15 protein-coding genes are annotated in these 23009 nt (G+C 47.7%); 4 read left to right on the top strand and 11 right to left on the bottom strand.

Annotation, left to right across the window (positions count from 1 at the left end; translation table 11 throughout):
• Nucleotides 1–64: 64 nt before the first annotated feature.
• Nucleotides 65–796, bottom strand: coding sequence for an LOG family protein (locus S2091_RS08245; protein ID WP_105531323.1), 732 nt, complete (start codon nucleotides 794–796; stop codon nucleotides 65–67).
• A 10-nt stretch (nucleotides 797–806) separates the two neighbouring features.
• On the opposite strand from S2091_RS08245, the gene polA reads away from it, so the two are divergent.
• A complete protein-coding gene (gene polA, locus S2091_RS08240; protein WP_105531322.1) occupies nucleotides 807–3566 on the top strand; it encodes a DNA polymerase I in 2760 nt (919 codons plus the stop codon).
• Between the two features lie 765 nt (nucleotides 3567–4331).
• Nucleotides 4332–5717 (top strand): porin, encoded by a 1386-nt coding sequence (locus S2091_RS08230; protein WP_105531320.1) that lies wholly within the window; start codon nucleotides 4332–4334, stop codon nucleotides 5715–5717.
• A gap of 381 nt (nucleotides 5718–6098) precedes the next feature.
• Here S2091_RS08230 and S2091_RS08225 read toward each other — a convergent pair whose 3' ends face one another.
• The 6 genes from S2091_RS08225 to S2091_RS08200 form a co-directional block, all read right to left on the bottom strand.
• Nucleotides 6099–7508, bottom strand: coding sequence for a sensor histidine kinase (locus S2091_RS08225; protein ID WP_105531319.1), 1410 nt, complete (start codon nucleotides 7506–7508; stop codon nucleotides 6099–6101).
• A complete protein-coding gene (locus tag S2091_RS08220; protein ID WP_243405353.1) occupies nucleotides 7505–8197 on the bottom strand; it encodes a response regulator transcription factor in 693 nt (230 codons plus the stop codon). The genes S2091_RS08225 and S2091_RS08220 overlap by 4 nt, the downstream gene beginning before the upstream one ends.
• A gap of 48 nt (nucleotides 8198–8245) precedes the next feature.
• Complete coding sequence (locus tag S2091_RS08215) at nucleotides 8246–9697, bottom strand: efflux transporter outer membrane subunit (protein WP_105531317.1); 1452 nt, start codon at nucleotides 9695–9697, stop codon at nucleotides 8246–8248.
• A complete protein-coding gene (locus S2091_RS08210) occupies nucleotides 9694–10896 on the bottom strand; it encodes an efflux RND transporter periplasmic adaptor subunit (RefSeq protein ID WP_105531316.1) in 1203 nt (400 codons plus the stop codon). Before S2091_RS08210 ends, S2091_RS08215 begins: the two co-directional genes overlap by 4 nt.
• Nucleotides 10886–14116 (bottom strand): efflux RND transporter permease subunit, encoded by a 3231-nt coding sequence (locus tag S2091_RS08205; protein WP_105531315.1) that lies wholly within the window; start codon nucleotides 14114–14116, stop codon nucleotides 10886–10888. The genes S2091_RS08210 and S2091_RS08205 overlap by 11 nt, the downstream gene beginning before the upstream one ends.
• Before the next feature lie 229 nt (nucleotides 14117–14345).
• A complete protein-coding gene (locus S2091_RS08200) occupies nucleotides 14346–15431 on the bottom strand; it encodes a porin (RefSeq protein WP_105531314.1) in 1086 nt (361 codons plus the stop codon).
• A 241-nt stretch (nucleotides 15432–15672) separates the two neighbouring features.
• Between S2091_RS08200 and coq7 the strand changes: the two genes are divergently transcribed.
• Nucleotides 15673–16329 carry a 2-polyprenyl-3-methyl-6-methoxy-1,4-benzoquinone monooxygenase gene (coq7, locus tag S2091_RS08195; RefSeq protein WP_105531313.1) on the top strand — a complete coding sequence of 219 codons (657 nt, stop codon included), beginning with the start codon at nucleotides 15673–15675 and terminating at the stop codon, nucleotides 16327–16329.
• A 41-nt stretch (nucleotides 16330–16370) separates the two neighbouring features.
• Here the strand turns inward: coq7 and S2091_RS08190 are convergent, their stop codons facing one another.
• Nucleotides 16371–17159, bottom strand: coding sequence for a substrate-binding periplasmic protein (locus S2091_RS08190; protein WP_165794948.1), 789 nt, complete (start codon nucleotides 17157–17159; stop codon nucleotides 16371–16373).
• Between the two features lie 258 nt (nucleotides 17160–17417).
• On the opposite strand from S2091_RS08190, the gene S2091_RS08185 reads away from it, so the two are divergent.
• Entirely contained in the window at nucleotides 17418–19625 is a 2208-nt protein-coding gene (locus S2091_RS08185; protein WP_105531311.1) for a glycoside hydrolase, read from the top strand.
• Nucleotides 19626–19736: 111 nt separating this feature from the next.
• On the opposite strand, the gene S2091_RS08180 is transcribed toward S2091_RS08185, so the two are convergent.
• The 3 genes from S2091_RS08180 to S2091_RS08170 form a co-directional block, all read right to left on the bottom strand.
• The gene (locus S2091_RS08180; protein WP_243405361.1) at nucleotides 19737–20498 is read right to left on the bottom strand and encodes a ZIP family metal transporter; all 762 of its coding nucleotides are present in this window, start codon (nucleotides 20496–20498) and stop codon (nucleotides 19737–19739) included.
• Nucleotides 20499–20650: 152 nt separating this feature from the next.
• A complete protein-coding gene (locus S2091_RS08175) occupies nucleotides 20651–21535 on the bottom strand; it encodes a dienelactone hydrolase family protein (protein WP_105531310.1) in 885 nt (294 codons plus the stop codon).
• 290 nt (nucleotides 21536–21825) lie between these two features.
• Nucleotides 21826–22767, bottom strand: coding sequence for a LysR substrate-binding domain-containing protein (locus S2091_RS08170; RefSeq protein ID WP_105531309.1), 942 nt, complete (start codon nucleotides 22765–22767; stop codon nucleotides 21826–21828).
• Nucleotides 22768–23009 lie beyond the last annotated feature (242 nt).

Below are 23009 nucleotides of genomic sequence, written 5' to 3'. Positions count from 1 at the left end.
TGCAGTAGTTATGCTGCATTGTAGCAAAGTACCCAGATAATAAAGACTCAGAATTACAATAAACCTACAATAAACGATGTAATCCATCATCGACAGCTTCAATGTCCTGCGCTTCATAAAAAGCAAAAATGGCATCAATGATGTTACTGGGCTCATCAATTAACTGAATTAATTCTAAATCTTTTTCAGCGATCATCTGATTACCTAATAAGGCACTGTGCAGCCAGTCAAGCAAGCCGCTCCAAAACTGAGTGCCAACTAAAATAACTGGAATATGGCGTGATTTTCCAGTTTGAATTAAGGTCAACACTTCCGTCATTTCATCCAAGGTGCCAAAACCGCCTGGATAAATGACATACGCATCGGCATATTTCACGAAGGCGACTTTGCGAGCGAAAAAATGGCGGAATGAAATGGAAATGTCTTGCCAGGGATTAGGTTTTTGTTCGCGAGGCAATTCAACATTGAGCCCGATAGACGATGAAGCTCCAGCAAACGCACCTTTATTAGCGGCTTCCATAATGCCCGGGCCGCCGCCGGAAATGACGGAGAATCCGGCGTCCGATAACCTTCTGGATAAATCAACGCAGTTCAGATAGAACGGATCATCGGGTTTAGTACGCGCAGAACCGAAGATAGTAACAGCCGGACGGACTTCAGATAAACGCTCGGTAGACTCGATAAATTCTGCCATAATCGTCAACAAATTCCATGATTCACTGGCTTTAACGGTTGTTGAGCGTTGCTGGTCGGTGACTTGTCTTAGCTTTAAAATATTTTTTCGATTCTCACTCATTAGATACCTTATGCAAAAAACCTTATTGTTAGTCGACGGTTCCAGTTATTTGTACCGTGCTTTTCATGCGATGCCAGATTTACGCAATGCAACGAATCAGCCTACTGGTGCCATTTACGGCATGATCTCGATGTTGCGCCGTCTGCGCAGCGACTATCCTTCAGCATACATGGCCTGTGTATTCGATGCAAAAGGAAAAACATTTCGTGACGATTTATACGCTGAATATAAAGCCCAGCGTCCTTCCATGCCGGAAGATTTAGCAGCGCAAATTATTCCTATCCACGAAGTGGTGCGTAATATGGGCTGGCCGATTTTAATGGTGGAAGGTGTGGAAGCGGATGATGTGATTGCGACCTTGGCAGTCGATTCGGTCAAGCTAGGTTTGAAATGCATCGTCTCCACCGGTGATAAAGATTTGGCGCAATTGGTTAATCAGGACGTTACGTTGATTAACACCATGACTAATGAAAAATTGGATGTGGCTGGTGTCGTCACTAAATTTGGCGTGCCGCCGAACCGGATTGTGGATTACTTAAGCTTGATCGGCGATACCGTCGATAACGTACCCGGCGTTGCCAAAGTCGGCCCTAAAACAGCATTGAAGTGGCTGGGTTTGTACGACAGTCTGGATGGCGTGATGGCGCATGCCAATGAAATCAGCGGCGTGGTGGGTGAAAACTTGCGTCAGGCCTTAGATTGGTTGCCGCAAGCGCGTGTGTTGGTGACGGTTAAAACCGATTGCGATTTATCTGCGCACAGCAAGTCCATTACTGAATCGTTAGTGGCGCAGCCTGAAGATAACGCGGCCATGATTGATTTTTTCACCCGCTACGGATTTAAAAGCTGGTTACGTGATGCGACAGCGCAGCAAGCCGGGGGAGCAGAAGTAAGCGCTTCAGAAAAAACAAATGTGCCTGAGGTTTCAGCGCAAGTAGCTCCAGTGACTGTGAAGCCCGCTGTTGCTACTAATTACGAAACAATTTTGACCGAAGCTGCATTGAACCAGTGGTTGGAAAAAATCCAGCAAGCTGAATTGACATCTATCGATACTGAAACTACGTCCTTAGAGCCGATGACCGCGCAACTCGTGGGAATTTCCTTGTGTTGCGAAGTGGGTCATGCGGCTTATATCCCAGTCGCGCATCGTTACGCCGATGCGCCGGAACAGTTGTCGCGTGACTTTGTTTTGGCACGTTTAAAGTCGTGGCTGGAAGATGATACGCAACGTAAAGTCGGTCAGAATTTAAAATACGATAGTCATATTTTTGCCAATCACGGCGTAACGTTACGCGGCGTTGCGCACGACACGCTGCTGCAATCATACGTGTTTGAGTCGCATAAATCACACGATATGGACAGCCTGGCGATGCGCCATTTAGAGCGCAAAACGATTAGTTTTGAAGAAGTCTGCGGCAAAGGTGCTAACCAGATTTGTTTTGACCAGGTCGATATTGCTCTGGCAACTAACTACGCTGCCGAAGATGCTGATATCACCTTGCAACTACATCAGGCGATGTTTCCACAAGTCGAAAACGATGCCAAGCTGCTGTATATATATAAGGCGATCGAATTGCCAACTGCGCAGGTGCTGCAAAAAATCGAGCGTAATGGCGTGCTGATTGATGCGCAATTATTGGCGACCCAATCCAATCAAATTGGCACGCGCTTATTGGAGTTAGAGCAGCAGGCGTATGAGTTAGCCGGGCAGCCATTTAATTTGAATTCACCTAAGCAGTTAGGCGAGATTTTATTTGGTAAGTTGCAATTGCCAGTTGTTAAAAAAACGCCTTCCGGTGCGCCGTCAACGGACGAAGAAGTGCTGCAGAAACTGGCGGAAAATTATCCCTTGCCCAAAGTGTTATTAGAAAACCGTGGCTTGGCGAAATTGAAATCCACCTATACCGACAAATTGCCGAAAATGGTGAATGCCACCACTGGTCGGGTGCATACCAATTACGCGCAAGCGGTCGCCGTTACTGGACGTTTGGCGTCGAATGATCCAAACCTGCAAAACATTCCGATTCGTAGCGTGGAAGGGCGGCGGATACGCGAAGCCTTTGTCGCGTCGGCTGGTAGTGTGATTGTGTCGGCGGATTATTCACAAATTGAATTACGCATCATGGCGCATATTTCTGGTGATGCGAGTTTGTTACGCTCTTTTGCCGAAGGCGAAGACGTGCATCGCGCTACTGCCGCTGAAATTTTTGGGATTACTCCAGCTGAAGTAAGTAGTGAGCAGCGCCGTTATGCCAAGGTGATTAATTTCGGTTTGATTTACGGCATGAGCGCGTTTGGTCTGGCTGGTAATTTAGGCATTGAACGGGCGGCAGCGCAAAGTTATATCGACAAATATTTCAGCCGCTATCCCGGTGTTGCGCACTATATGGCCGAGACCAAGGTGAAGGCTCGTGAGCAGGGTTATGTCGAAACCGTGTTTGGACGACGCTTGTGGCTGGCTGAAATTAATTCATCCAATGGACAGCGTCGCCAAGGCGCTGAACGTGCGGCGATTAACGCGCCAATGCAAGGTACTGCGGCTGATTTAATTAAACTGGCAATGATTGCGGTGCAGCAGTGGTTGGAAACCAGTAGCTTAAAATCCAAGATGATTATGCAAGTGCATGATGAATTGGTGCTGGAAGTGCCGGAAGATGAATTGGCGCTGGTTAAGCAAAAATTGCCTGAGCTGATGGCACAGGTTGCTACCTTAAAAGTGGCTTTAATCGCTGAAGTGGGCGTGGGGCCGAATTGGGATAAGGCGCATTAGAGTTAATTTTCCCCTCAATATCAAACCGTAGATTGTCATTGCGGTTTTACTCCGACCTTCAAAACACAAACAGCCTCATTCCCGATCGAGCGGGAATGAGTGCTAGCCGAAAGTGTGGAATAATTATTTGGCATACCCCGGTATTATTTTTTATAAATTAGTGAATCTTCAAATATTCACAGCGAGCTTTAAATATACTGTCGAAAATAGTTTTTTAATCGACAGGGAAAGCATTCAGTACGTTAAGTTTTATAAAAAACAGGGGGAGTATGTGGGTTTGGAAAATTTAACGATTGTGACGCCGTATTTGTCATTTTTGAAATGAAAACAGCATATTCATGTCATGAAACTGATTACTACATTGTCGTTTTGTTGCGGTGCACATGTCATGTAACTGACATATTTCATATTTAAATAAGATGACTATTTTCGAATGTTCTAAGGATTGCTGCGATGCGCAGAGGTAATCGCATTGTTTAACATATCATAAAGAAATTGTTGTTTTGTTGCAACGCAAATGTCATCGAGTTGTCATTATTGGTTATTATAGTTCAGCCTTGATTCAGTAATGGCCGAATTAACAGACCTGCACTAAGCGAAACACCAATTTGTAGACTCGTTTTAGCCTTGCTACCGAATTAATTAATGGTTTTAACTAAGCTCTGTTTCCATAAAGGGAATGTAGCGATCAAGCTAAACCTGATTGCATGCATTGCCCAGACAAAATAACGAATTACTTTCTCATCACATCTTAAAGGACGAACAATGAACAAGAAAATTATCGGCTTAAGCATTGCTATGCTGTTTGCCGCAAATGGCGCGTATGCGCAATCATCAAACGGTTCATCAGTTGAATTGTATGGCGTATTAGATGCAGCTATCGGTACGGTTAATCATTCTTTGTCTGGCGATGCAAATTTCCCAGGTACTGTAAATCCAATCAGCGCGACTAAAATTCCACAAACTTCAGCAACTGGCGTTGTTACACCAGGTGTAAATAACTCAACTTCCGGTATGTTTAACGGCGGTATCTCTGATTCACGTTGGGGTATCCGTGGTTCTGAAGATCTGGGCGGCGGTTTGAAAGCTATCTTCACATTGGAATCAGGCTTCAACTTACCAACTGGTAACATCAACAACGCTGCAGCTTCATTGGCAAACAACAGAAACGGTACTACCGGTACAGTTTCAGCTCCTTCATCATTGAATGGCCAATTGTTTAACCGCCAAGCCTTCGTTGGTTTGTCAGATGCAGCATGGGGTACTATCACTTTAGGTCGTAACTATGCTCCGATCTACGATATGGCTGTAGCTTACGATCCAGTACAAAATGCGCAATTGTTCTCACCATTAGGTTTCTCAGGAACTTACGGTGGCGGCGGTGGTGTTACTGAAAATACTCGTCAAGACAACAGCATCAAATACAAAAACACTATCGGTGATTTCAGAATTGGTGCTATGTACAAAGTTGGCGGCGTTGCTGGTGAGTCATCTGCAGAATCAGGCTACGCATTTTTCGGTGGCTACAGTGCTGCTGGTTTCAGCATCGACGCTGCATACCAAGCTTACACAGATGCATTGAAAGAAACTAACAGTGCAACAGCTAACGATATCAACGTAACTAACTACGATACAACATCGTATTTCGTTGCTGCTAAATATGCATTCGGCGACGCAACTGTACGTGCTGGCTATGAAAGCTTCACACTCAAAGCACCGTCAAATGGCTTAGCTGCTTTGGGCGCAACAACAATCAATGGCTATGCAATTGGTAACATCCCAACTGCAGCGGCAAATACTGCAGACTTTAATGCAGCTAACCAAACTACAGACATTTTGTTTGCTGGTGGTGACTACAACTTCACTTCAGCATTTAACTTGGCTGTTGGTTTCTATGATATCCAGTCAAAATCATCTTCAGACTTTACAGGTTTGTCAGCAACTGGCGCGCCAAACAAAGTAAATGGTTTTGCTACTCAACCATCTGGCAATATCTATGAATACTCTTTGTTAGCTGACTACCACTTCACTAAACGTACTGACGTTTATGCTGGCGTGTTGTACTCACAATACAAAGGTGATGCGTATTCATCATTGATCTACAACACAAGTAACTACATCTACGCTGTTGGTCTGCGTACAAAGTTCTAATTTGTTGATAATGATTTGATGGCTTTCACAAGCCAACAACGTTAAAAATGCCGTTCAATGTAAATTGAACGGCATTTTTTTATGGTGAAACGCAGCTATTTTATGTCGTGGGTAACGCCGTTCCGTTAAGCTCAACACGTTAAAAAGCTATACCTTAATAAACGGTCATTACTGCGCAGGTTGGAATCCAGGAGCTCGTTAATCGGGCATTGAAGGCATTTTGTGCCCGGTGTCCCTAAAAAGTGCGGTTTGGCCAGTCGTGCTTTGCACGAGTGCACTGGATCCCCGACTAAAGCATTTGGGGATGACGAAGTTTGATGGAATGACGGTATTTGATTTGATGAGGACCGGCTAGCTTGCATACGCCTGCCGTCATTAATGTCATTCTCGTGTACACAACACCGTCAAATGCGTGCCAGTTTCAGCTTCCTGAAACTGCAAGCTAAATCCATGCAAACGCACGACAGCGGCAACAATGCTTAGCCCCAGTCCATAGCCTTCTTTTTCTTGATGCAGACCAGGTTGATTACTACGATGAAAACGCAGTAATACGGCTTCGCGCTCGGCAATGGGAATGCCACAACCGGTGTCAATAATATCAATGCGCGGCGTGTCGTTCGGCTGGCTTAGTTGAATGAGTACCGAGCCGCCGACTGGCGTAAATTTAATCGCGTTATCGACTAGATTGCTGATGGCTTCAAACAGTAAATCGGGGTCGGCATCTATGTTGTCGGTGGCGTCGCATTGCAGGCTTAATGTGACTGACGCATCTTCGGCTAACGGCTCAAATAATTCGATCAGTTGATGCAGCACATCGCTTGGGTTGATGGATTTAAAGCCTGATTTTCTGTGGCGATTTTCAATTTCAGAAATGCGCAACAGGGCGCGGAAACGTCCAAGCAAGGCGTCCGTTTCAGTCAGTGCATTTTCCAGTAGATAGTGCTGGGGATTGTCCGATGGCAGTTGTTGCTGTGCCCGGTACAGCATTAAACGCAGCCGGGTTAGTGGCGTGCGCAGATCGTGCGCAAGGGTGTCGGTGACGCTTTTTACTTCAGTCAGTAAACGTTCAATTTCTTCCAGCATGGTATTGACGATAGTTGCCAGCATATCCAGCTCATCATGCCGATTTGAAACCGGCATGCGCATGCTTAGCTCGCCCTGCATGATGCGTCGGCTAGTCGTGCGTATCGCATTAATTCTGCGTAACGGGCTGAGGCTTAAGGCAAAGCCACTGAGTAGGCCGATGAATAAAATGACGGCACCGCTGCCGATTAAGGCGTTCAGGATAATCGCTTTAATTTCGGCGAGTTGCGTAAAGTCGCGGCCGATGATCAGAATGTCGTTGTTGGGCAAACGCTGCACCAGAGCGCGAGCTAAGCCGATATTTGAGTTGGTAACGTCGGCCGGTGCAGCACCATTCGGAAGGTAAGGGGAAATACCACGGTGGGCGAATTGATGAATTTTCCCATCCACGGACAAGCCGTTGGGGAAGGAGTCCATATTGCCTGAAATGACTTTTTTATCGGCGCTAAATAAGCCGTATAGATTTGATTTTCGTAAATCGTATTCCAGTGCATCGTTGACTTGAATCAGTACTTTTTCCGGTGATAAATTTTTAAAATTGGCCGACATCGTATAAATACTATCGTCGATACGATGCACCAGGTAGCTGGAAGTTTGCCAGTAAATCAAGTTGAGTAAGGCGACGTTACCGATAATAAACAGCACGCCAAATAGCATCGCCAGCCTGAAGGTGGAGACACGCCAGTGTTCAAGCAGCGTGTTCTTCATCGCACACCAAGTAAGTAGCCTGAGCCGCGCACCGTATGGATCAGTGGAGTTAACTCGGGTAAGTTAATTTTTTTGCGTAAGCGCGCCATGTGAACTTCGATGAGGTTGGTGTAAGGGTCGAAGTGGTAATTCCAGACCGCTTCAAAGATCATGCTGCGGGTAAGCACTTGATCTGAATTACGCATCATGTATTCGAGTAAACGGAATTCGGTGGTTTTTAATTCTAAAGTTAATTCACCGCGCCGCACACTGCGCTCCATTAAATTCATGGAAAGGTCGGCGACTTGCAAGGTAACGACCAATGCGGGAGTTTGTCTGCGTCGCAATAATACTTCCAGGCGAGCCGACATTTCATCGGTGGCAAAGGGTTTGGTGAGGTAATCATCGCCGCCAGCGCGTAAGCCGCGCACTCGTTCATCGACATCGCTGAGTGCACTGATCATTAATACCGGTGTGTTAATACCCGCGGCGCGCAAGCGGGTAACGATGCTTAAGCCATCTAGGCCGGGCAACATGCGGTCTAAAGTGATTGCGTTATAGTTGCCCTTGCAGGCTTTGTCTAAACCGATGGTGCCGTCGCTCACAATCTCAACGGAAAATCCATGCGCACTCAATTCGGCCGCAATTTCTTCGGCCGTAATCGGATCATCTTCAATCGTGAGAACTCGGAGTGCGAGTGGGTTTGCCACGGAGGTTGCCATAGTTGAGATGAATCCTAAGTTGGTCGAGTTGGTAGTTTAGGGTTGCATGGCTGTTTTTGCCGTCGCTTGATTTTGGTCCGGTTCTTGAGACCAGCCACCACCCAAGGCGCGAATCAGATCTACGCTGGTGCGTAATTGTTGCGTGTGTAAATCCAGCGCGCTACGTTCGGCAGCCAACGCCGCTGCCTGTGCGGTCACTACTTCGAGGTAGTTGACTGCCCCTTCGCGGTAACGGTTAAACGCCAGCGTGAGCGTTTTTTCCGCCGATTGGACTGCGGCGTTCTGATCAAGTTCACCTTCATGGTCGTACTTCAGGCGCGACAAATCATCTTCCACCTGCTGAAAAGCGGCCAGCACCGTGGCACGATATTCAGCACCGGTTTGGTCTAGAGCGGCGCGCGCTTCCGTTACTTTAGCATCACGTAGTCCACCGTCAAACAGATTAAAAACAACTGACGGGCCCAGTGTCCAATAATTATTCGGCGCACTCAGCAAACCTGCCTGGCCGGTATTTTGCACCCCAAACAGAGCGCCCAAAGAAATGCTCGGATAATATGCTGCGCGGGCGACGCCAATATTGGCATTGGCTGCTGCTGTGCGCCGTTCAGCCGCGGCAATATCTGGCCGGCGCTGTAGTAATGTTGATGGCATTCCCACCGGCGTGTGAGGAATCGCCATCGTGCCGGATAACATTGGTAGTGAAAAATTCATTGCCGGTTGCCCGGTCAGACTGGCAATCGCGTGTTCAAAAAGCGCACGTTGCGAGGCAATATCCGCAGCTTGCGCCCGTACTGAACTTAATTGTGTTTCTGCTCGTGCCACATCCAGCCCGGAAGCGACGCCGCCTGCATGACGGTTTTGCGTCAAACTCAACGCGCGGGTGTACGCACTCACCGTGTCATTAAGTAATTTGGCCTGTGCATCCACGCCGCGCAGGCGCACATAATTGTCGGCCAACTGCGCATGCAAGCTTAGACGAACACTTTCCAGATCGGCGGCGCTGGCTTGCGCTCCGGCTTTGGCTGACTCCACCAAATTACGCACCCGGCCCCATACATCCAACTCGTAATTCAAGCCAACGCCTATCGTGTTGGCTGAATACACGTCAGGTTGGTTGGAGCCACGTAATGGCCGGTGATCGGATTGTCGGTTATGGGTCAGACTGGCGCCTGAATCAAGCGTTGGTAACTGAGCAGCTTGCGATTGGCGGATATAGGCTGTGGCTTGGTCGTAGCGCGCCAGAGCAGCTGCCAAAGTCGGATTATCCTGATCAATTTTGGCTTCTAAGGCATCCAGAGTTGGGTCGCCGTAAATCTGCCACCACTGACCATGCGGCAGATCGTCGGCGGGTTGGGCAGATTGCCACGGCTGGTCTTTCCAGCTATCGGTGGCAATGCTCACGGCCGGGGTTTGATAAACCGGAGCCAGCGAACAACCGCCTAAAATAGCGACGCCTGCTGCCATTGCGGTCCAGCGCTTAACTCTCATGACTTGGCTCCTCCTGCCGATGCAGTTGATGAAGGAGCCGGCTCGGCTGCTGGACGTACCTGATCACCGTTTTCCAATGAATCTGGCGGGTTGTCAATGAGCCGGTCTGTGGCGGCCAGGCCGGAGTCAATTTCAACTACCGTGCCTAAATCATGGCTGATCTTAACTACGCGGAATGCCACGCGGTTATCTGGCGTTAAGGTGGCAATCGTTAACCCTTCTTTGCGGAACGACAGGGCACTGGCTGGTACTTGCACTGCCTTCATGTCACGCGGCAGATCAAAATGCACATTGCCATATTCGCCGGGTAGCAGTTTGCCGTCTTTATTATCCACTTCCAGTTCAACCAAGATGGTTCCTGAGCCTTCGCTCACTGAGCGTGAATTATTGGCGAGCAAGGCATCAAACGTTTGCCCCGGATGTTCCGGTACATCCAGTTTGGCCTTCATGCCGACCTGAATTAAATTGGCGTAGCTTTGCGGTACGTTCACATAGAGGCGCAGTTTGTGTACGTCTGCGACGGTAAATAATTCATGTCCAGAATCATGTCCGGCATTAATCAAGGCACCAATATCGGTTTTACGGGCTGTTACGACGCCGTCAAATGGCGCGGTAATACGTTTGAATGACTCCAGCACCCGTAACCGATCAACATCGGCGCGTGCAGCAGAAGAAAGTGCTTTTTTTGCATCATAGTCGCCGCTTTTTTCATCCGCTTCTTGCTGCGATACCGAGTCACTGGCTAATAAATGCTGCCAGCGCTTACTGGTGATTTCAGTTAAGCGCTCGTTCGCCAATGCGGTTTCCAGATTCGCTTCCGATTGCTTTAATTGTTGATCGAGTTCCGGCGTTTCAATGTCAGCCAGTTGTTGTCCTGATTTAACCGGCGCGCCAATATCCACTGACCAATGTTTTAAATAACCACTGACCCTTGCATACACGGTGGCTGAATAAAATGCCTGCAAGGTACCCGGTAACGTCAACGGTTGGGCATCCGCGCGGCTGGCTGGCTGTATGACCTTCACTATTGGAATTAAGCGTTCTTGAGCCTGGCTCACCAATGCGGCCTTATCTCTGGAGCGGCTGATCAGCCCATAGGCCACAACTGCACCTGCAATGGCGACGATAATCAGTGCGATTACTTTTAAATTACCTGGCAGACGACGGGGCGCCGGGGTCTTGATTTCATTAGAACTCATTTGTTTCTCCGTCCGACGTATTTTCATTCGATTGAGTGTGTTGATAGTGTCTATGTACCATGCTGAAAACAATAGGTACGAAAAAAAGAGTAGCTACCGTGGCGGCCATTAAACCACCAATAACGGCTCTGCCTAATGGTGCATTTTGCTCGCCGCCTTCGCCCAAACCGAGCGCCATCGGTGCCATGCCGATAATCATCGCAAGCGCGGTCATCACCACCGGTCTGAAGCGGGTAAAACCGGCTTCCAATGCGGCTTTGGTCGAGTTACCCGTATGTTGCAAGCGTTCACGGGCAAAGCTGATCACTAGAATACTATTGGCTGTTGCCACCCCCATGCACATGATCGCGCCGGTTAAAGCAGGTACCGACAACGTGGTGTGCGTGGCAAACAACATCCAGACGATACCGGCCAATGCCGCAGGCAACGCGGTGATGATCACGAAAGGATCGCTCCAGGACTGGAAGTTGACGACGATTAACAGGTAGATCAGAACAACCGCCGCCAGCAAGCCGAACAATAGGCCGCTAAATGCGGTATTCATGGTTTGCACCTGGCCGCGCAAGCTGATTGTGGATCCTTTAGGGCGGTCTTTTTCATTGGCCTTGAGTATGCGTTCAATATCCGAAGCAACACCGCCCAGATCGCGATGTTGCGGCGTTGCGAAGATATCAATCGCCGGTTGAACGGCATAGTGCGAAACGACCGCCGCCGTGCTGCTGCGGGTAATTGTAGCTAAGCCGCCCAAAATTTGCGGGCCTTTCACATTGTCGCCAGCGATAGGTATGTTTTGCAGATCGGATAAAGTTTGAATCCGGTATTCAGGTGTTTGGGCCACGACCGGGTAAGACACGCCGTTACGCTTATTCAACCAGAACGCCGGTGCCACTTGACCGCTACCGGCCATGGTGACAACCAGACTATTAGTGACATCACGCTCGGTAATACCCATCTGTTTGGCGCGGGTGCGATCCACATCCACTAACAACTGCGGGTAATTATTTGCTTGCTGAATCCGGGTATCGGCAATGCCGGATATGTTACTGATCTCACGTAACAGCTTTTGTGCATAAGCCATATTGGCCTCGCCATTTGGCCCCATTACCTGTACATCAATCGGTGCTGGCGCGCCAAAGTTAAGAATTTGGCTAATGATGTCGGCAGGTAAAAACGAGAAGGTCGTACCGGGGAACTGTTGACTCAATTGTTTGCGCAGCTTCGTCACATAGTCGTCAGTAGGAGCATGACCTTCATTGAGCGAAATTAAAATATCGCCGTCTTGCGGGCCGATGGTACCGGTATTGTTGTAGACCTGGTTAATACCGCTGACGGTCAAACCGATATTGTCTACAATGCTGCCCAGCTCTTCTTTTGGAATTGTGGTCCGGATTTGCTGTTCAACCTGATCAAACAATTTGGCGGTTTCTTCAATCCGGGTACCGATTTGCGCTCGTACATGCAATTTAATTTGACCGGAATCGACCGCAGGGAAGAAGTCTCTGCCTAACCATGGAACCAGCGCAAATGACAGCAACACAATGCTCAAAAAGCCAATCACGAATTTGCGCTGGTTTTCCATCGCCAGCCGTAAAAAATCATAATACACATCGCGTATTCGAATAAATAAGCGCTCAAACGCTTGCTGAAACCGTACCAGAGGGTTTTTTGAATGAGACGGTGTGATGTGATTCGGCTGCATCATCTGGAGTAGTTCGCCGGACGGATGGCCATCAATGCTATGCATGCGCAGCAAATACGCCGCCATGGTCGGCACCAAGGTACGTGACAAAATGAAGGAGGCGATCATGGCAAACATCACCGCTTCTGCCATCGGCACAAACAGATAATGCGCTACCCCGCTCAAGAAAAACATCGGGATAAATACGATACAAATACACAGTAAAGACACAAACGCCGGGCCGACAATCTGATGTGCGCCATCCATAATTGCGGTGCGCACTTCTTTACCTTGCTCCAGATGCCAGTTGATGTTTTCAATAGTGACCGTCGCATCATCGACTAAAATCCCGACTGCTAATGCCAGCCCGCCCAAGGTCATAATGTTGAGCGTTTCGCCCATTGCATACAGCGCTGCAATGGAGGATAAAATCGCCAATGGAATCGAGGCAGTAATAATCAGCGTTGAGCGCCAGCTACCCAAAAACAGCAGAATCATCAAGCTGGTTAGCAATGCGGCAATCACCGCTTCTCGCGCTACGCCGCTGACAGCTGCTTTAACGAAAATAGACTGGTCGCCAATCGCATTGATATGCACTGATTTCGGTAAAGTTTCTTCAATCGTAGGCAGTAATTTTTTGACGTTGCTGACGATATCTAGCGTGGAAGCTGCACCACTTTTTAACACCGTCATCAACACCGCACGGCTGCCATTGACCCGCACAATATTAGTTTGCGGCGGATTACCGTCGCGGATGCTGGCGATGTCACGCATGTAAATAATGGTGCCGTCGACAGCCTTAATCGGTAAATCACTGAGCTTTTCAAAGGCGTCCGGGCTATTGTTCAATTTGACGCTGTATTCAAACTTGCCAATTTTTTGCGTACCGACCGGAATAATCTGGTTTTGCGCGGCTAACGCGTTTTCAACATCTTCCGCCGACAGACGCTTGGCCTGTAGCGCCTCCTGATTCACGTCGATCTGAATTTGTCGTACTTTGCCGCCGTAAGGCGATGGGATCGTCGTACCTGGCACGGTGGCTAGTTGTGGACGAATAAAGTTTTGCCCAAAATCGAAAAGTTTTTGTTCTGTTTCTTGAATGCTGGACAGCGCCAGTTGCAGGATCGGCACAGTCGAGGCGTTGTAATTCAGGATTAAGGGTGGTGTAATGCCGGGCGGCATTTGCTTTAGCACGGTTTGGGAAATGGAAGTAACCTGCGCCGTCGCGGTACGGATATCCACATTCGGCTGAAAAAATATCTTCACAATCCCATAGCCGGCCAATGATTGAGATTCAATGTGATCGATATCATTCACGGTCGAACTAAGCTGCCGTTCATAGTAATAAACAACCCGCCCCGACATATCCTCAGGTGATAAACCTGAATACGTCCACACCGCGCTAATCACGGGGATTTTAATATCGGGGAAAATATCGGTCGGCGAGCGCAGTGCTGCCAGCGGACCGAAAATGAGTATGAGTAACGCTAACACGACAAACGTGTACGGGCGTTTTAGTGCGATTCGAACAAACCAAAGCATTTATATACCTCATCACAAAGAGTCTAATTGCCGATAATGCCGATGAGTGTGTTTCCTCAGGCCATTAACGGTAGATTGGATTATAGTGTGAGCGCGATATTGCTTTCATTAAACTTTATTCATATTGGGGATCGTTGAATAAACGATTAACCCATAAAAAAACGGCAGCCTGAGCTGCCGTTTTTCATATTAAGATTAAAGTAACCGAGGTTGCTTGTCTCTTAATAAATTAGAACGAGTGACGGATACCGAAATCAAACACTTTAACGCCGTAGCCAGTGTTGCTTGCATTGCCAACTGTGTAAGCTGCACCGTTTTTGTTGATCATCTTAGATACTGATGTGTACAACACAGTACGCTTGGAAATTGCATATGTGTAACCTAAAGCGAATTGTTCAGCATTCAAATCAGCAGTAGTTTTGTCATCTTTGTGAACAAATGAAGCTAACACTTCATGTTGAGCCATAGGCAAACGCAAACCAATGATCAAATCGCGTGAATCAACATCTGCAACGCCAACAACATCCGAACCCTTGTTGATTGCATAACCGATGCTAGTTTTCAGTGGGAAACCGAATTGTGCCCAGTCAGCTACGCCGCCCAACAAAGTTGTTTGCAGTGTTGTAGTGTCATCCAATGTTTTTACGCCATCGTAAGAAACCAACAATGACAATGGACCATTTGCGTAGTTAACAGTAGCGCCGATATCGCGACCAGCGTTAGTGTTACCAGCTTGTTCGCCGAATGAGTAGTTAACTATTGCAGACAAACCGCTTACTGATTGTGATGCATAACGCAATGAGTTGTTTTGAGCAACGTTAGTAACTGAGTTACCGGCAACAATTGCGCCGTTTACGATACTCGCGCCACCAGTGCTCATCAAGTTTGATGCTGAACCAGCCATACCCAATTGGAATGGATCGATAGTTTTTACTGCTTCATACAATGGTGTGAATTGACGACCAGCAGTTACAGTACCGAAGTCACCAGACAAACCAACCCATGAAGCACGGTTGAACAATGTATTAGCTTGTGAGCTAGTACCGTTGTCAATTTGAATGCCAGCTTCTAATTGGAAAATAGCTTTCAAATTGCCGCCCAAATCTTCAACGCCTTTGAAGCCGATGAATGAAGCTTGTGAAACGCCGCTGTCCATAGACCATTTGTCGTTAGCAGTGTTCAGTGGTGCTTGAGTACCAGTGTTTGCGTATGTCATGCCAGCGTCTAAAGTACCGAATACGGTTACAGAAGATTGTGCAGATGCTGCACCAGCAAAAGAAGCTAAAACGGCGATGGCTAAAAGTGATTTTTTCATGAAATATTTTCCAAAAAGTGTTAATACTACGTAAGCAGTTAGGGTGGTTTGAAACTGGGCTAAAGTTATTTAGCCTGAACCCCACCGGTCTGCTGTTTTATAAAAGTTATCTGTAATAACCTGCAATAACCTGCAAAGGCCGCTATTTCATCAAAATTCTTGTCGCGGGGCAAAGGAAATATGATTAAAATACCAAACCAACCACCAAATCGTTGTTATTGGACAACAATTTATTATTAAAATGATAGGTAATGACTTGTTAAATAAAACTGATTTATTTATTGCGATGCTGGACAAATCGTTACGTGTAGTCAATGGCGTGGCGACAGACAGCCGGCCAAATCCAGCTAAAAAAATAATAGAAAATAGTGCGGACAGCCAACTTGATGACAAAGAACGTCGTCATAGTGCCGGCTTAATGCGGGTAAACCATGTTGGTGAAGTGTGCGCGCAAGCCTTATATCAGTCACAAGGGCTTTTTTCGCATAGCAAAGAATTGCAGCTGCAATTTGTGCAAGCCGGGCGCGAAGAAGAAGATCATTTGGCTTGGACGGCGCACCGGATTAGTGAGCTCGGCTCACACCTGAGCCTGCTTAACCCACTTTGGTACGCAGGTGCCTTTGTTTGCGGTGCCATTGCCGCCAAAGTAGGCGACGCAGCCAGTCTTGGCTTTGTGGTGGAAACAGAACGGCAAGTGGAAGCGCATTTAAATAGTCACTTAACAAATTTGCCGGCCAATGATGTTAAGTCACGGGCGATTGTTGAGCAAATGCGTGACGACGAAATTGCACACGGCGCAGCAGCACAAGCATTAGGCGCGGCAGATTTGCCGTTACCCGTTAAACACTTGATGACTGGCATGGCCAAGGTGATGACGACGGTGGCGTATTATGTTTGATGATAGAAGCAGGTAAATGACGAAAGTTAGGTTAGCGTAGCTTAGCGCAAATTATATAGCCGTAATAAACGCTCTTCTTCTCCCGTTTTTTTCATTTGCTCGATTCCACTATTAAGCAATTGCACCAGATCGTCGCTGTAAGGTAATGCACGACTTACTGCCATAAAAAATTCAGGTTTTGGAAGTCCAGGAACCAGTTTATATTTTATTTTCGGGTCGTTGAGAATGCCGCCGCTACCAATCAGACGATCTCCGCGCAAGAGTTCCTTATAGTATATCGCCACATCGCAACGCCCTACTTTAAGCATTTCAATTGCCTGCTTTGAGCTATAAGGCTGACCTGTTATGGATTTAACTGGAATGTTAAATTGCGTAAGCTCCCAGCCGATTGGGATACAGAAACTAAACCGTTTAAAGTCATCTGTGGAGTTAATTATTGGCTCGGGCCGCTCCATGCTGTAGATGTAAATTGTATTGAGGGTATATACAACTTTGGTGAAAGCAAAATCGTGCTCGCGTACAGGTGCTTTGGAAATATCTAATACAATATCGTACTGTCCCTGAGCTGCAACCGCCTGACAACGCTTCCATGGCAGTAAAGTGACTATGGCGCTCCTATTGGAGGTGGCTAGGACTTCGTTCAAGACATCAATATTGTAGCCAGCAACGACTTGTGAAATTTGCGTTTCGTTTCGCACAAAATACGTGAAGGGCGGAAATTCAGCCAGATCTCCGCAGACACGTAGTTCTTTCGGCACTTCTGCTTTTGCTGATGTTACACATCCAAGTATCAACAACAGCGCTAGGATTGGCGCATAAGTCGATCGCATTTTGGGCACTCTTTGTCTATAAAAGAAATACATATCGCCTTATTGCCTCCATTACTATTAACCAATCTAATTGGTTTCATCGTTCTGCGGCTACAAGAGGCGCATGTTCATGCGATTAATATTATCCAGTGAATAAATAAATTCAAGAATGAAATGTAATTTGCATTGACTGTCTCGTAGTTGATTTTACCTTTGAAGAAACAAACACTGTTCTAGCTTGTCATATTGCCTTCTTCTTTTGTGACCAGTTAATTGCCCATGCCTCCTCCCTACTTTATTCGACTTGCTACTTACTTCCTCCTGTTTATCCTACTCCTACCTCTATCCGGGCAGGCGCTTACTCTGTCTTCTCCTGATTGGCTTATAGAGATTGATCCGGCCACTCTCAGCGCTACGGCACAACTGCCCGACGGCCAACGCCTTGTTATTTCCAGCGCGCAAAACACAGACCGCGTGATGAGCCTGAAGAACAGCGCATCCGAGGCCAGTTGGCGTCTGGGCGATACCGGCATTCAGGTCAACGCGCGGTTGGATGGACACAAGCTGATAGTGCGCTTCAGCTCATCTACTACTTCTGTCATGCAATGGCCACTGATACCTTCCGGCGCGCGCGGCTTGATTTTGCCGTTAGCTGAAGGGAACTATATACCTGCACAGCACAGCATCTGGCGCGATGCGCTTGCTGGCGACTATAACGATATCGACACCACCGAAGGTTTAAGCTTGCCCGTGCTGGGGCTGGATCATGGCGATCAAGTGTTATCGGTACTGTTTATTAATCCGTTCCATAATCGCCTGCATTTTACGCCGGAGCCAAACGGCATTGCGCTGGTGGCAGAGCATCGTTTTACCAGCCCGGCACCTTACGAGATACAGATCAGCCTGAATGATGCTAACTGGTTGGCACCAGCTCTGGAATACCGGAAATGGCTGAAAGCACAGGGGCGATTCATTTCCCTGGAGTCCAAACTTGCCGCCGCGCAGGATGGCGAAGCCTTGATCGGTGCCAGTCATGCTTATTTATGGGGTAGCCGGTTATTGGCGCTTACCGACGTGCGCGACTGGCGTGGTCTGCAAACTCGCTTAAAGAAACTGCCCAGGCTGATCGGAAAATTTGACGACGTCGGCCAACAGGCCTTGCGTCAGCTCGCCACTAGCAACGAAGTTTGGCTGCAACGGGTGCTTATTGATAATCTCAATACCGCACTGGAAAGCCGCTTTGCCGGCAATGATGTACAAACAATCCGTCAGCGCAAAAATTATGCTATTCAACAATTTGGCGAGGTATTGATTAATCCGGAGCGTTGGGGTGAAGGTGCTTCTACAAAAATGATCGCCGCATTGCAGCAGGCTGGCTTAAGCCGTCTATGGCTGGGTTTGCCGCAGTGGGAAGCCGGTTATGCCCACCCCGAAGCGATTGCCGCCGCGCGTTTAGCGGGTTATTTAATCGCGCCTTACGATTCTTATAATACGGCGCTGCCAGATAACGGAAATCAGGACTGGAGTTCGTCTCATCTGGGGCAGGACGCATTTGAGCGCTGCGGCATTATGCAGGACGATGGTCAGCGCAGATCCGGTTTTCAGGGGGAGGGTGTGTACACCAATTCCGCCTGCATCCGCCCGATTCTGGAGCAACGGGTGCGCGATATTCAATATGAAAGTGGTTATAACAGTTGGTTTATCGATGCCGATGCCAGTGGCATGTTGTTTGACGACATGGATCCAGCCAAACCTACTTCACAGGCACAAGATGCTGAAAGCCGGCAGGCTGGCATGGCGTGGATCAGCAATAATCTGGGGCTGGTGGTCGGTTCGGAAAATGGCCATGCTACGGTCAATCGCAGTATTGCCTTTGCCCACGGGCTGCAAACCAACGGCTTTGGCTGGCGCGATCCGGACATGCGCAATAACAGCGCATCTCCTTACTTTATGGGACGCTGGTTTCCGGAAAGTCAGCCGCAAGTATTTTTCAGGGCTGCCGCCATTAAGCCGGTTTACCGCGCCCTGTATTTTGACCCGGCAACCCGGCTGCCGCTGTTTCAGGCCGCCTTTCACGACAGTATCATCACTACTCATCACTGGCTAATCGATAGTTTGAAATTTCCGGAAACACGTCAAACCACTGAACTGTTGGCGCAACTATATAACGTAGCGCCGTTACTCAATCTGAGTCTGGATACTAATGCCGAGCGGCTACCTTATTTAAAGCATCTGGATGATTTCTTCCGGCCATTACATCAGCGCCTGGCATTTCAGGCGTTAACCAAATTTAGTTGGAAAAATGCGGATGGGCAGGTGCAGGAAACCCGTTTTGCCGATGGGACTCGTATAGTCGCCAATTTCAGTAGTAAGTTATATGACGATGGCACGCTGAAGGTGCCGGGACTCAGTGTTCTGGCAAGCATGCCGGACGGCACTGTGAGTCGGTTTCAATCGGAAATGATGAATATTAAACCAACCTCTTAGACATTTATAACATCGCTAAAGCCAGCATCAGTATTAGTTTTGCTGGCTTTACGTGTCAACTTTGTGTGCAAATTAAGTCGGGTACTGGCGATATTTATTTTGCATTGATTGTTAATGCGAATGTTGCTGCCCGGTTAAAAACAGCACAATCAACACACCAATGCTGATTAAAATAATTTGCGGAATAGTTTCGCGCATCGTGGCGCGACGCTGCATTTGCGGCATTAAGTCGCTCACTGCAATGTAGATAAAGCCGGATGAAGCGATAACTAATACGTAGGGGATTAAATTACTCGCGCTTTCCAGTGTGTAGTAACCTAAAACGCCACCAACCACTGCCATCAGGCTGGAAATCAGGTTATACATATATGCGCGGCGGCGGGTGAATCCGGCGTTCAGTAACACGATGAAGTCGCCAATTTCTTGTGGAATTTCATGCGCAATAATCGCTAAGCCAGTCACGATACCTAATTGTGGGTTAGCTAAAAAAGCGGCAGCAATTAAAATCCCGTCAGTAAAATTATGCATGCCATCGCCAACTAAAATCATCCAGCCGGATTTGCCAGCTTCACGCGCGTCATGACCATGAGCGTGATGATGTCCGTCACCTTCGTGGTGATGCGAATGACGCAGAATGGCGAATTTTTCTAACAGGAAGAATCCCAGTAGACTACCCAGCAGCAAGGCAAATAAACCGTGCGTGTCCGCTTGTGATTCAAATGCTTCCGGTAGTGCATGTAAAAACGCGGTGGACAGCATGATGCCTACCGATAAACTCACCATACGTTCAACTGCTTTTGAAAGCAGCGCAAATGAAAAAATGGCGGCAGCACTGATGCTAATTACCCCAGCAATGGCGGTGGTAAATAGAATGGAGATTAAAGTGGAGTGAATTTTGAGCCTCGCCGATAGGACAATGAAAAGATGCAAGGCATTAAAACATAGAGCTACTATTAATTGCAAATAACTGACAGCTTATGTTTGTTTATTTGTAATTGGTGGGCACATTACGTGCCCACTCAAAATTACTCTACGCCATGCGCACGTAACCACTCAAGACAACGTTTCCAGCTATCTTTGGCATCATCTGCAACATAACTTGGACGATAGTCGGCATGGAAAGCGTGACCAGATTTTGGATAAACCACGATCTCGGAGAGACTGGCTCCCTTGGCTAAAGCATCTTTCATTTGCTGGATGGATGCCATGGAAATACCGGGATCTTTGCCACCATATAAACCTAGCATCGGCGTTGTTAACGTAGGTGCGATGTCGATAGGGTTTTCTGGGTTAAGTGCCGATGGCGCGGTATCGGACGTGAGGCGGCCATACCAGGCTACCCCAGCTTTGATGCTTGGATTGTGCGCGGCATATAGCCATGCAAAGCGGCCGCCCCAACAAAATCCAGCGACGGCAATTTTGTCTGGATTACCACCATTGCGCTTGGCCCAAGCGACGCAGGCATCCAAGTCGCCGAGTACTTGTTTGTCCGGGACTTTAGAGACCACTTCCTTCATTATCTGTGCAATATTGTCGTAGATGGAGGGGTCGCCCTGACGTATGAATAATTCAGGGGCTACCGCCAGATAGCCTTGTTTTGCGAAGCGGCGCACGACATCGGTAATATGTTCATGTAAGCCAAAAATCTCAGAAATCACGATCACTACCGGCAGGTTTTCTTTGTCTTTGGGTTGAGCCATATAGACCGGAACCGGTTGCCCGGCAATTTCCAGTGTGAATTCACCGTCTTTTAAGCCTTCGGCATCGGTTCTGATCAGAGTTTTGGCGCATACAGGTAATACCGCGGCCGCAAACCCAACACCGACAGCTGTTTTTATAAAATCTCGTCTATCTATTGTTTTATCTTTACCACCAACTAAGCTATCAAATTCTGACTGAAGATGTTGCATGTCTTGTCTCCTATTTTTATATGTACGGCACTTGGATTAGTCAAAAAATCCCGCACGTATTATTGTCATAAATCACTAATTTTTGCATCTTTTTTACATGTTTATGTTGAAAAAAGAAAATTAAGCGTCAAAAAACAGCTAAAAAAGTCATATTAATTAGGCGGCAGGAATTTCAAGCAGGCAATGCCCGCAATAATTAAACCTGAGTAAATTAAGCGGGCTAGTGTTGAACGATTGGATTATGTTAATTCTGGATGAGTAGTAGGGGTGAACACCCTGAACGATAATTTTTAGCTGGCAACAGCGTCCGGCAGCATGGCGACGCCAGGTAAATCACAGTTCAAAATGACCTGTTGTAAGGCCGAGATGGCAGCGCCGCGGGTGAAACTTTTGCGCCAGACCAGGGCGACCTGACGCATGGGGATAGGCTCATTAAACGGTAAGTGGTGCAGCATACCGTCGGCAGAAGTCGGGTTGGGGGCAGAGGCCTTGGGTAGTACGGTAATGCCGATGCCCGATGCCACCATGTGGCGGATGGTTTCTAGCGAAGAGCCCTCAAAGGTGCGGGCAATGCCGTCGTCACTGGTCGCAAAGCGTGCCATTTCAGGGCAAACTTCCAGCACCTGGTCGCGGAAGCAATGGCCGTTGCCCAGCAAGAGCATGGTTTCCGATTTTAATTCGTCTGCGTTAATGCCTGTACGTTCCACCCAGGCGTGCTGATTGGGTACGGCCACCACAAACGGTTCGTCATACACCGGCAAGGTCATGAAGCCGTTTTCGGGTAAAGGCAGTGCGACTATGGCGGCATCTAATTCGCCTTGGCGTAGTAATTCCAATAGGCGCGTGGTGAAGTTTTCTTGCAAAACCAGCGGCATTTGCGGCGCGTGCGCAATCATGCCTTTGACTAGTGTTGGTAATAAATACGGGCCTATTGTGTAGATCACGCCTAAGCGGAACACGCCGGCCAGCGGGTCATTATTTTGTTTGGCAATTTCTTTGATCGCGGCGGTCTGTTCTAAAACGCGCTCGGCTTGGGCTACGATTTGTGCGCCGATCGGTGTGGTGGTGATTTCTGATCCGCCGCGTTCAAACAGAATGACGCCCAGCTCATCTTCCAATTTTTTTATCGCCACTGAAAGAGTCGGTTGTGCCACGAAACACGCCTCAGCCGCATGGCCAAAATGTCGATGGCGGGCAACTGCGACGATGTATTTGAGTTCGGTGAGTGTCATAAAGGCTTGTGTGCTGTCCGTACAATTGCGGTACAGTAATCTTATGCTGATTTTACTTTTAGTTGTGCTGTTAGTTTAGTGAGAACTGCGGCGCCTTGCTATCCTTATCGTAAAATTTAAATGATTTTACAGAATAAGTTGGTATTTTTGTTTGAGGATACCGGAGCATAAAATTCAAATTTTCGTCGTATTAATCAATGTTTACATTGGTTATTAAATATACCGTTAAAAAATGTTATTTT

Origin of the sequence: Solimicrobium silvestre (assembly GCF_002976435.1) — a bacterium.
In the GTDB taxonomy this organism is placed as follows: domain Bacteria; phylum Pseudomonadota; class Gammaproteobacteria; order Burkholderiales; family Burkholderiaceae_D; genus Solimicrobium; species Solimicrobium silvestre.
The sequence above is the reverse complement of the archived record's forward strand: the minus strand, read 5'-3'. Positions and strand labels throughout refer to the sequence as shown.

What these genes read in the sequence shown, in the direction of transcription:
- S2091_RS08225 (WP_105531319.1), bottom strand. Translation starts at nt 7,508, where the DNA reads ATGAAGAACACGCTGCTTGAACACTGGCGTGTCTCCACCTTCAGGCTG.
- S2091_RS08190 (WP_165794948.1), bottom strand. Translation starts at nt 17,159, where the DNA reads ATGCGATCGACTTATGCGCCAATCCTAGCGCTGTTGTTGATACTTGGA.
- S2091_RS08170 (WP_105531309.1), bottom strand. Translation starts at nt 22,767, where the DNA reads ATGACACTCACCGAACTCAAATACATCGTCGCAGTTGCCCGCCATCGA.
- S2091_RS08245 (WP_105531323.1), bottom strand. Translation starts at nt 796, where the DNA reads ATGAGTGAGAATCGAAAAAATATTTTAAAGCTAAGACAAGTCACCGAC.
- coq7 (WP_105531313.1), top strand. Translation starts at nt 15,673, where the DNA reads ATGATAGGTAATGACTTGTTAAATAAAACTGATTTATTTATTGCGATG.
- S2091_RS08175 (WP_105531310.1), bottom strand. Translation starts at nt 21,535, where the DNA reads ATGCAACATCTTCAGTCAGAATTTGATAGCTTAGTTGGTGGTAAAGAT.
- polA (WP_105531322.1), top strand. Translation starts at nt 807, where the DNA reads ATGCAAAAAACCTTATTGTTAGTCGACGGTTCCAGTTATTTGTACCGT.
- S2091_RS08200 (WP_105531314.1), bottom strand. Translation starts at nt 15,431, where the DNA reads ATGAAAAAATCACTTTTAGCCATCGCCGTTTTAGCTTCTTTTGCTGGT.
- S2091_RS08230 (WP_105531320.1), top strand. Translation starts at nt 4,332, where the DNA reads ATGAACAAGAAAATTATCGGCTTAAGCATTGCTATGCTGTTTGCCGCA.
- S2091_RS08210 (WP_105531316.1), bottom strand. Translation starts at nt 10,896, where the DNA reads ATGAGTTCTAATGAAATCAAGACCCCGGCGCCCCGTCGTCTGCCAGGT.
- S2091_RS08215 (WP_105531317.1), bottom strand. Translation starts at nt 9,697, where the DNA reads ATGAGAGTTAAGCGCTGGACCGCAATGGCAGCAGGCGTCGCTATTTTA.
- S2091_RS08185 (WP_105531311.1), top strand. Translation starts at nt 17,418, where the DNA reads ATGCCTCCTCCCTACTTTATTCGACTTGCTACTTACTTCCTCCTGTTT.
- S2091_RS08205 (WP_105531315.1), bottom strand. Translation starts at nt 14,116, where the DNA reads ATGCTTTGGTTTGTTCGAATCGCACTAAAACGCCCGTACACGTTTGTC.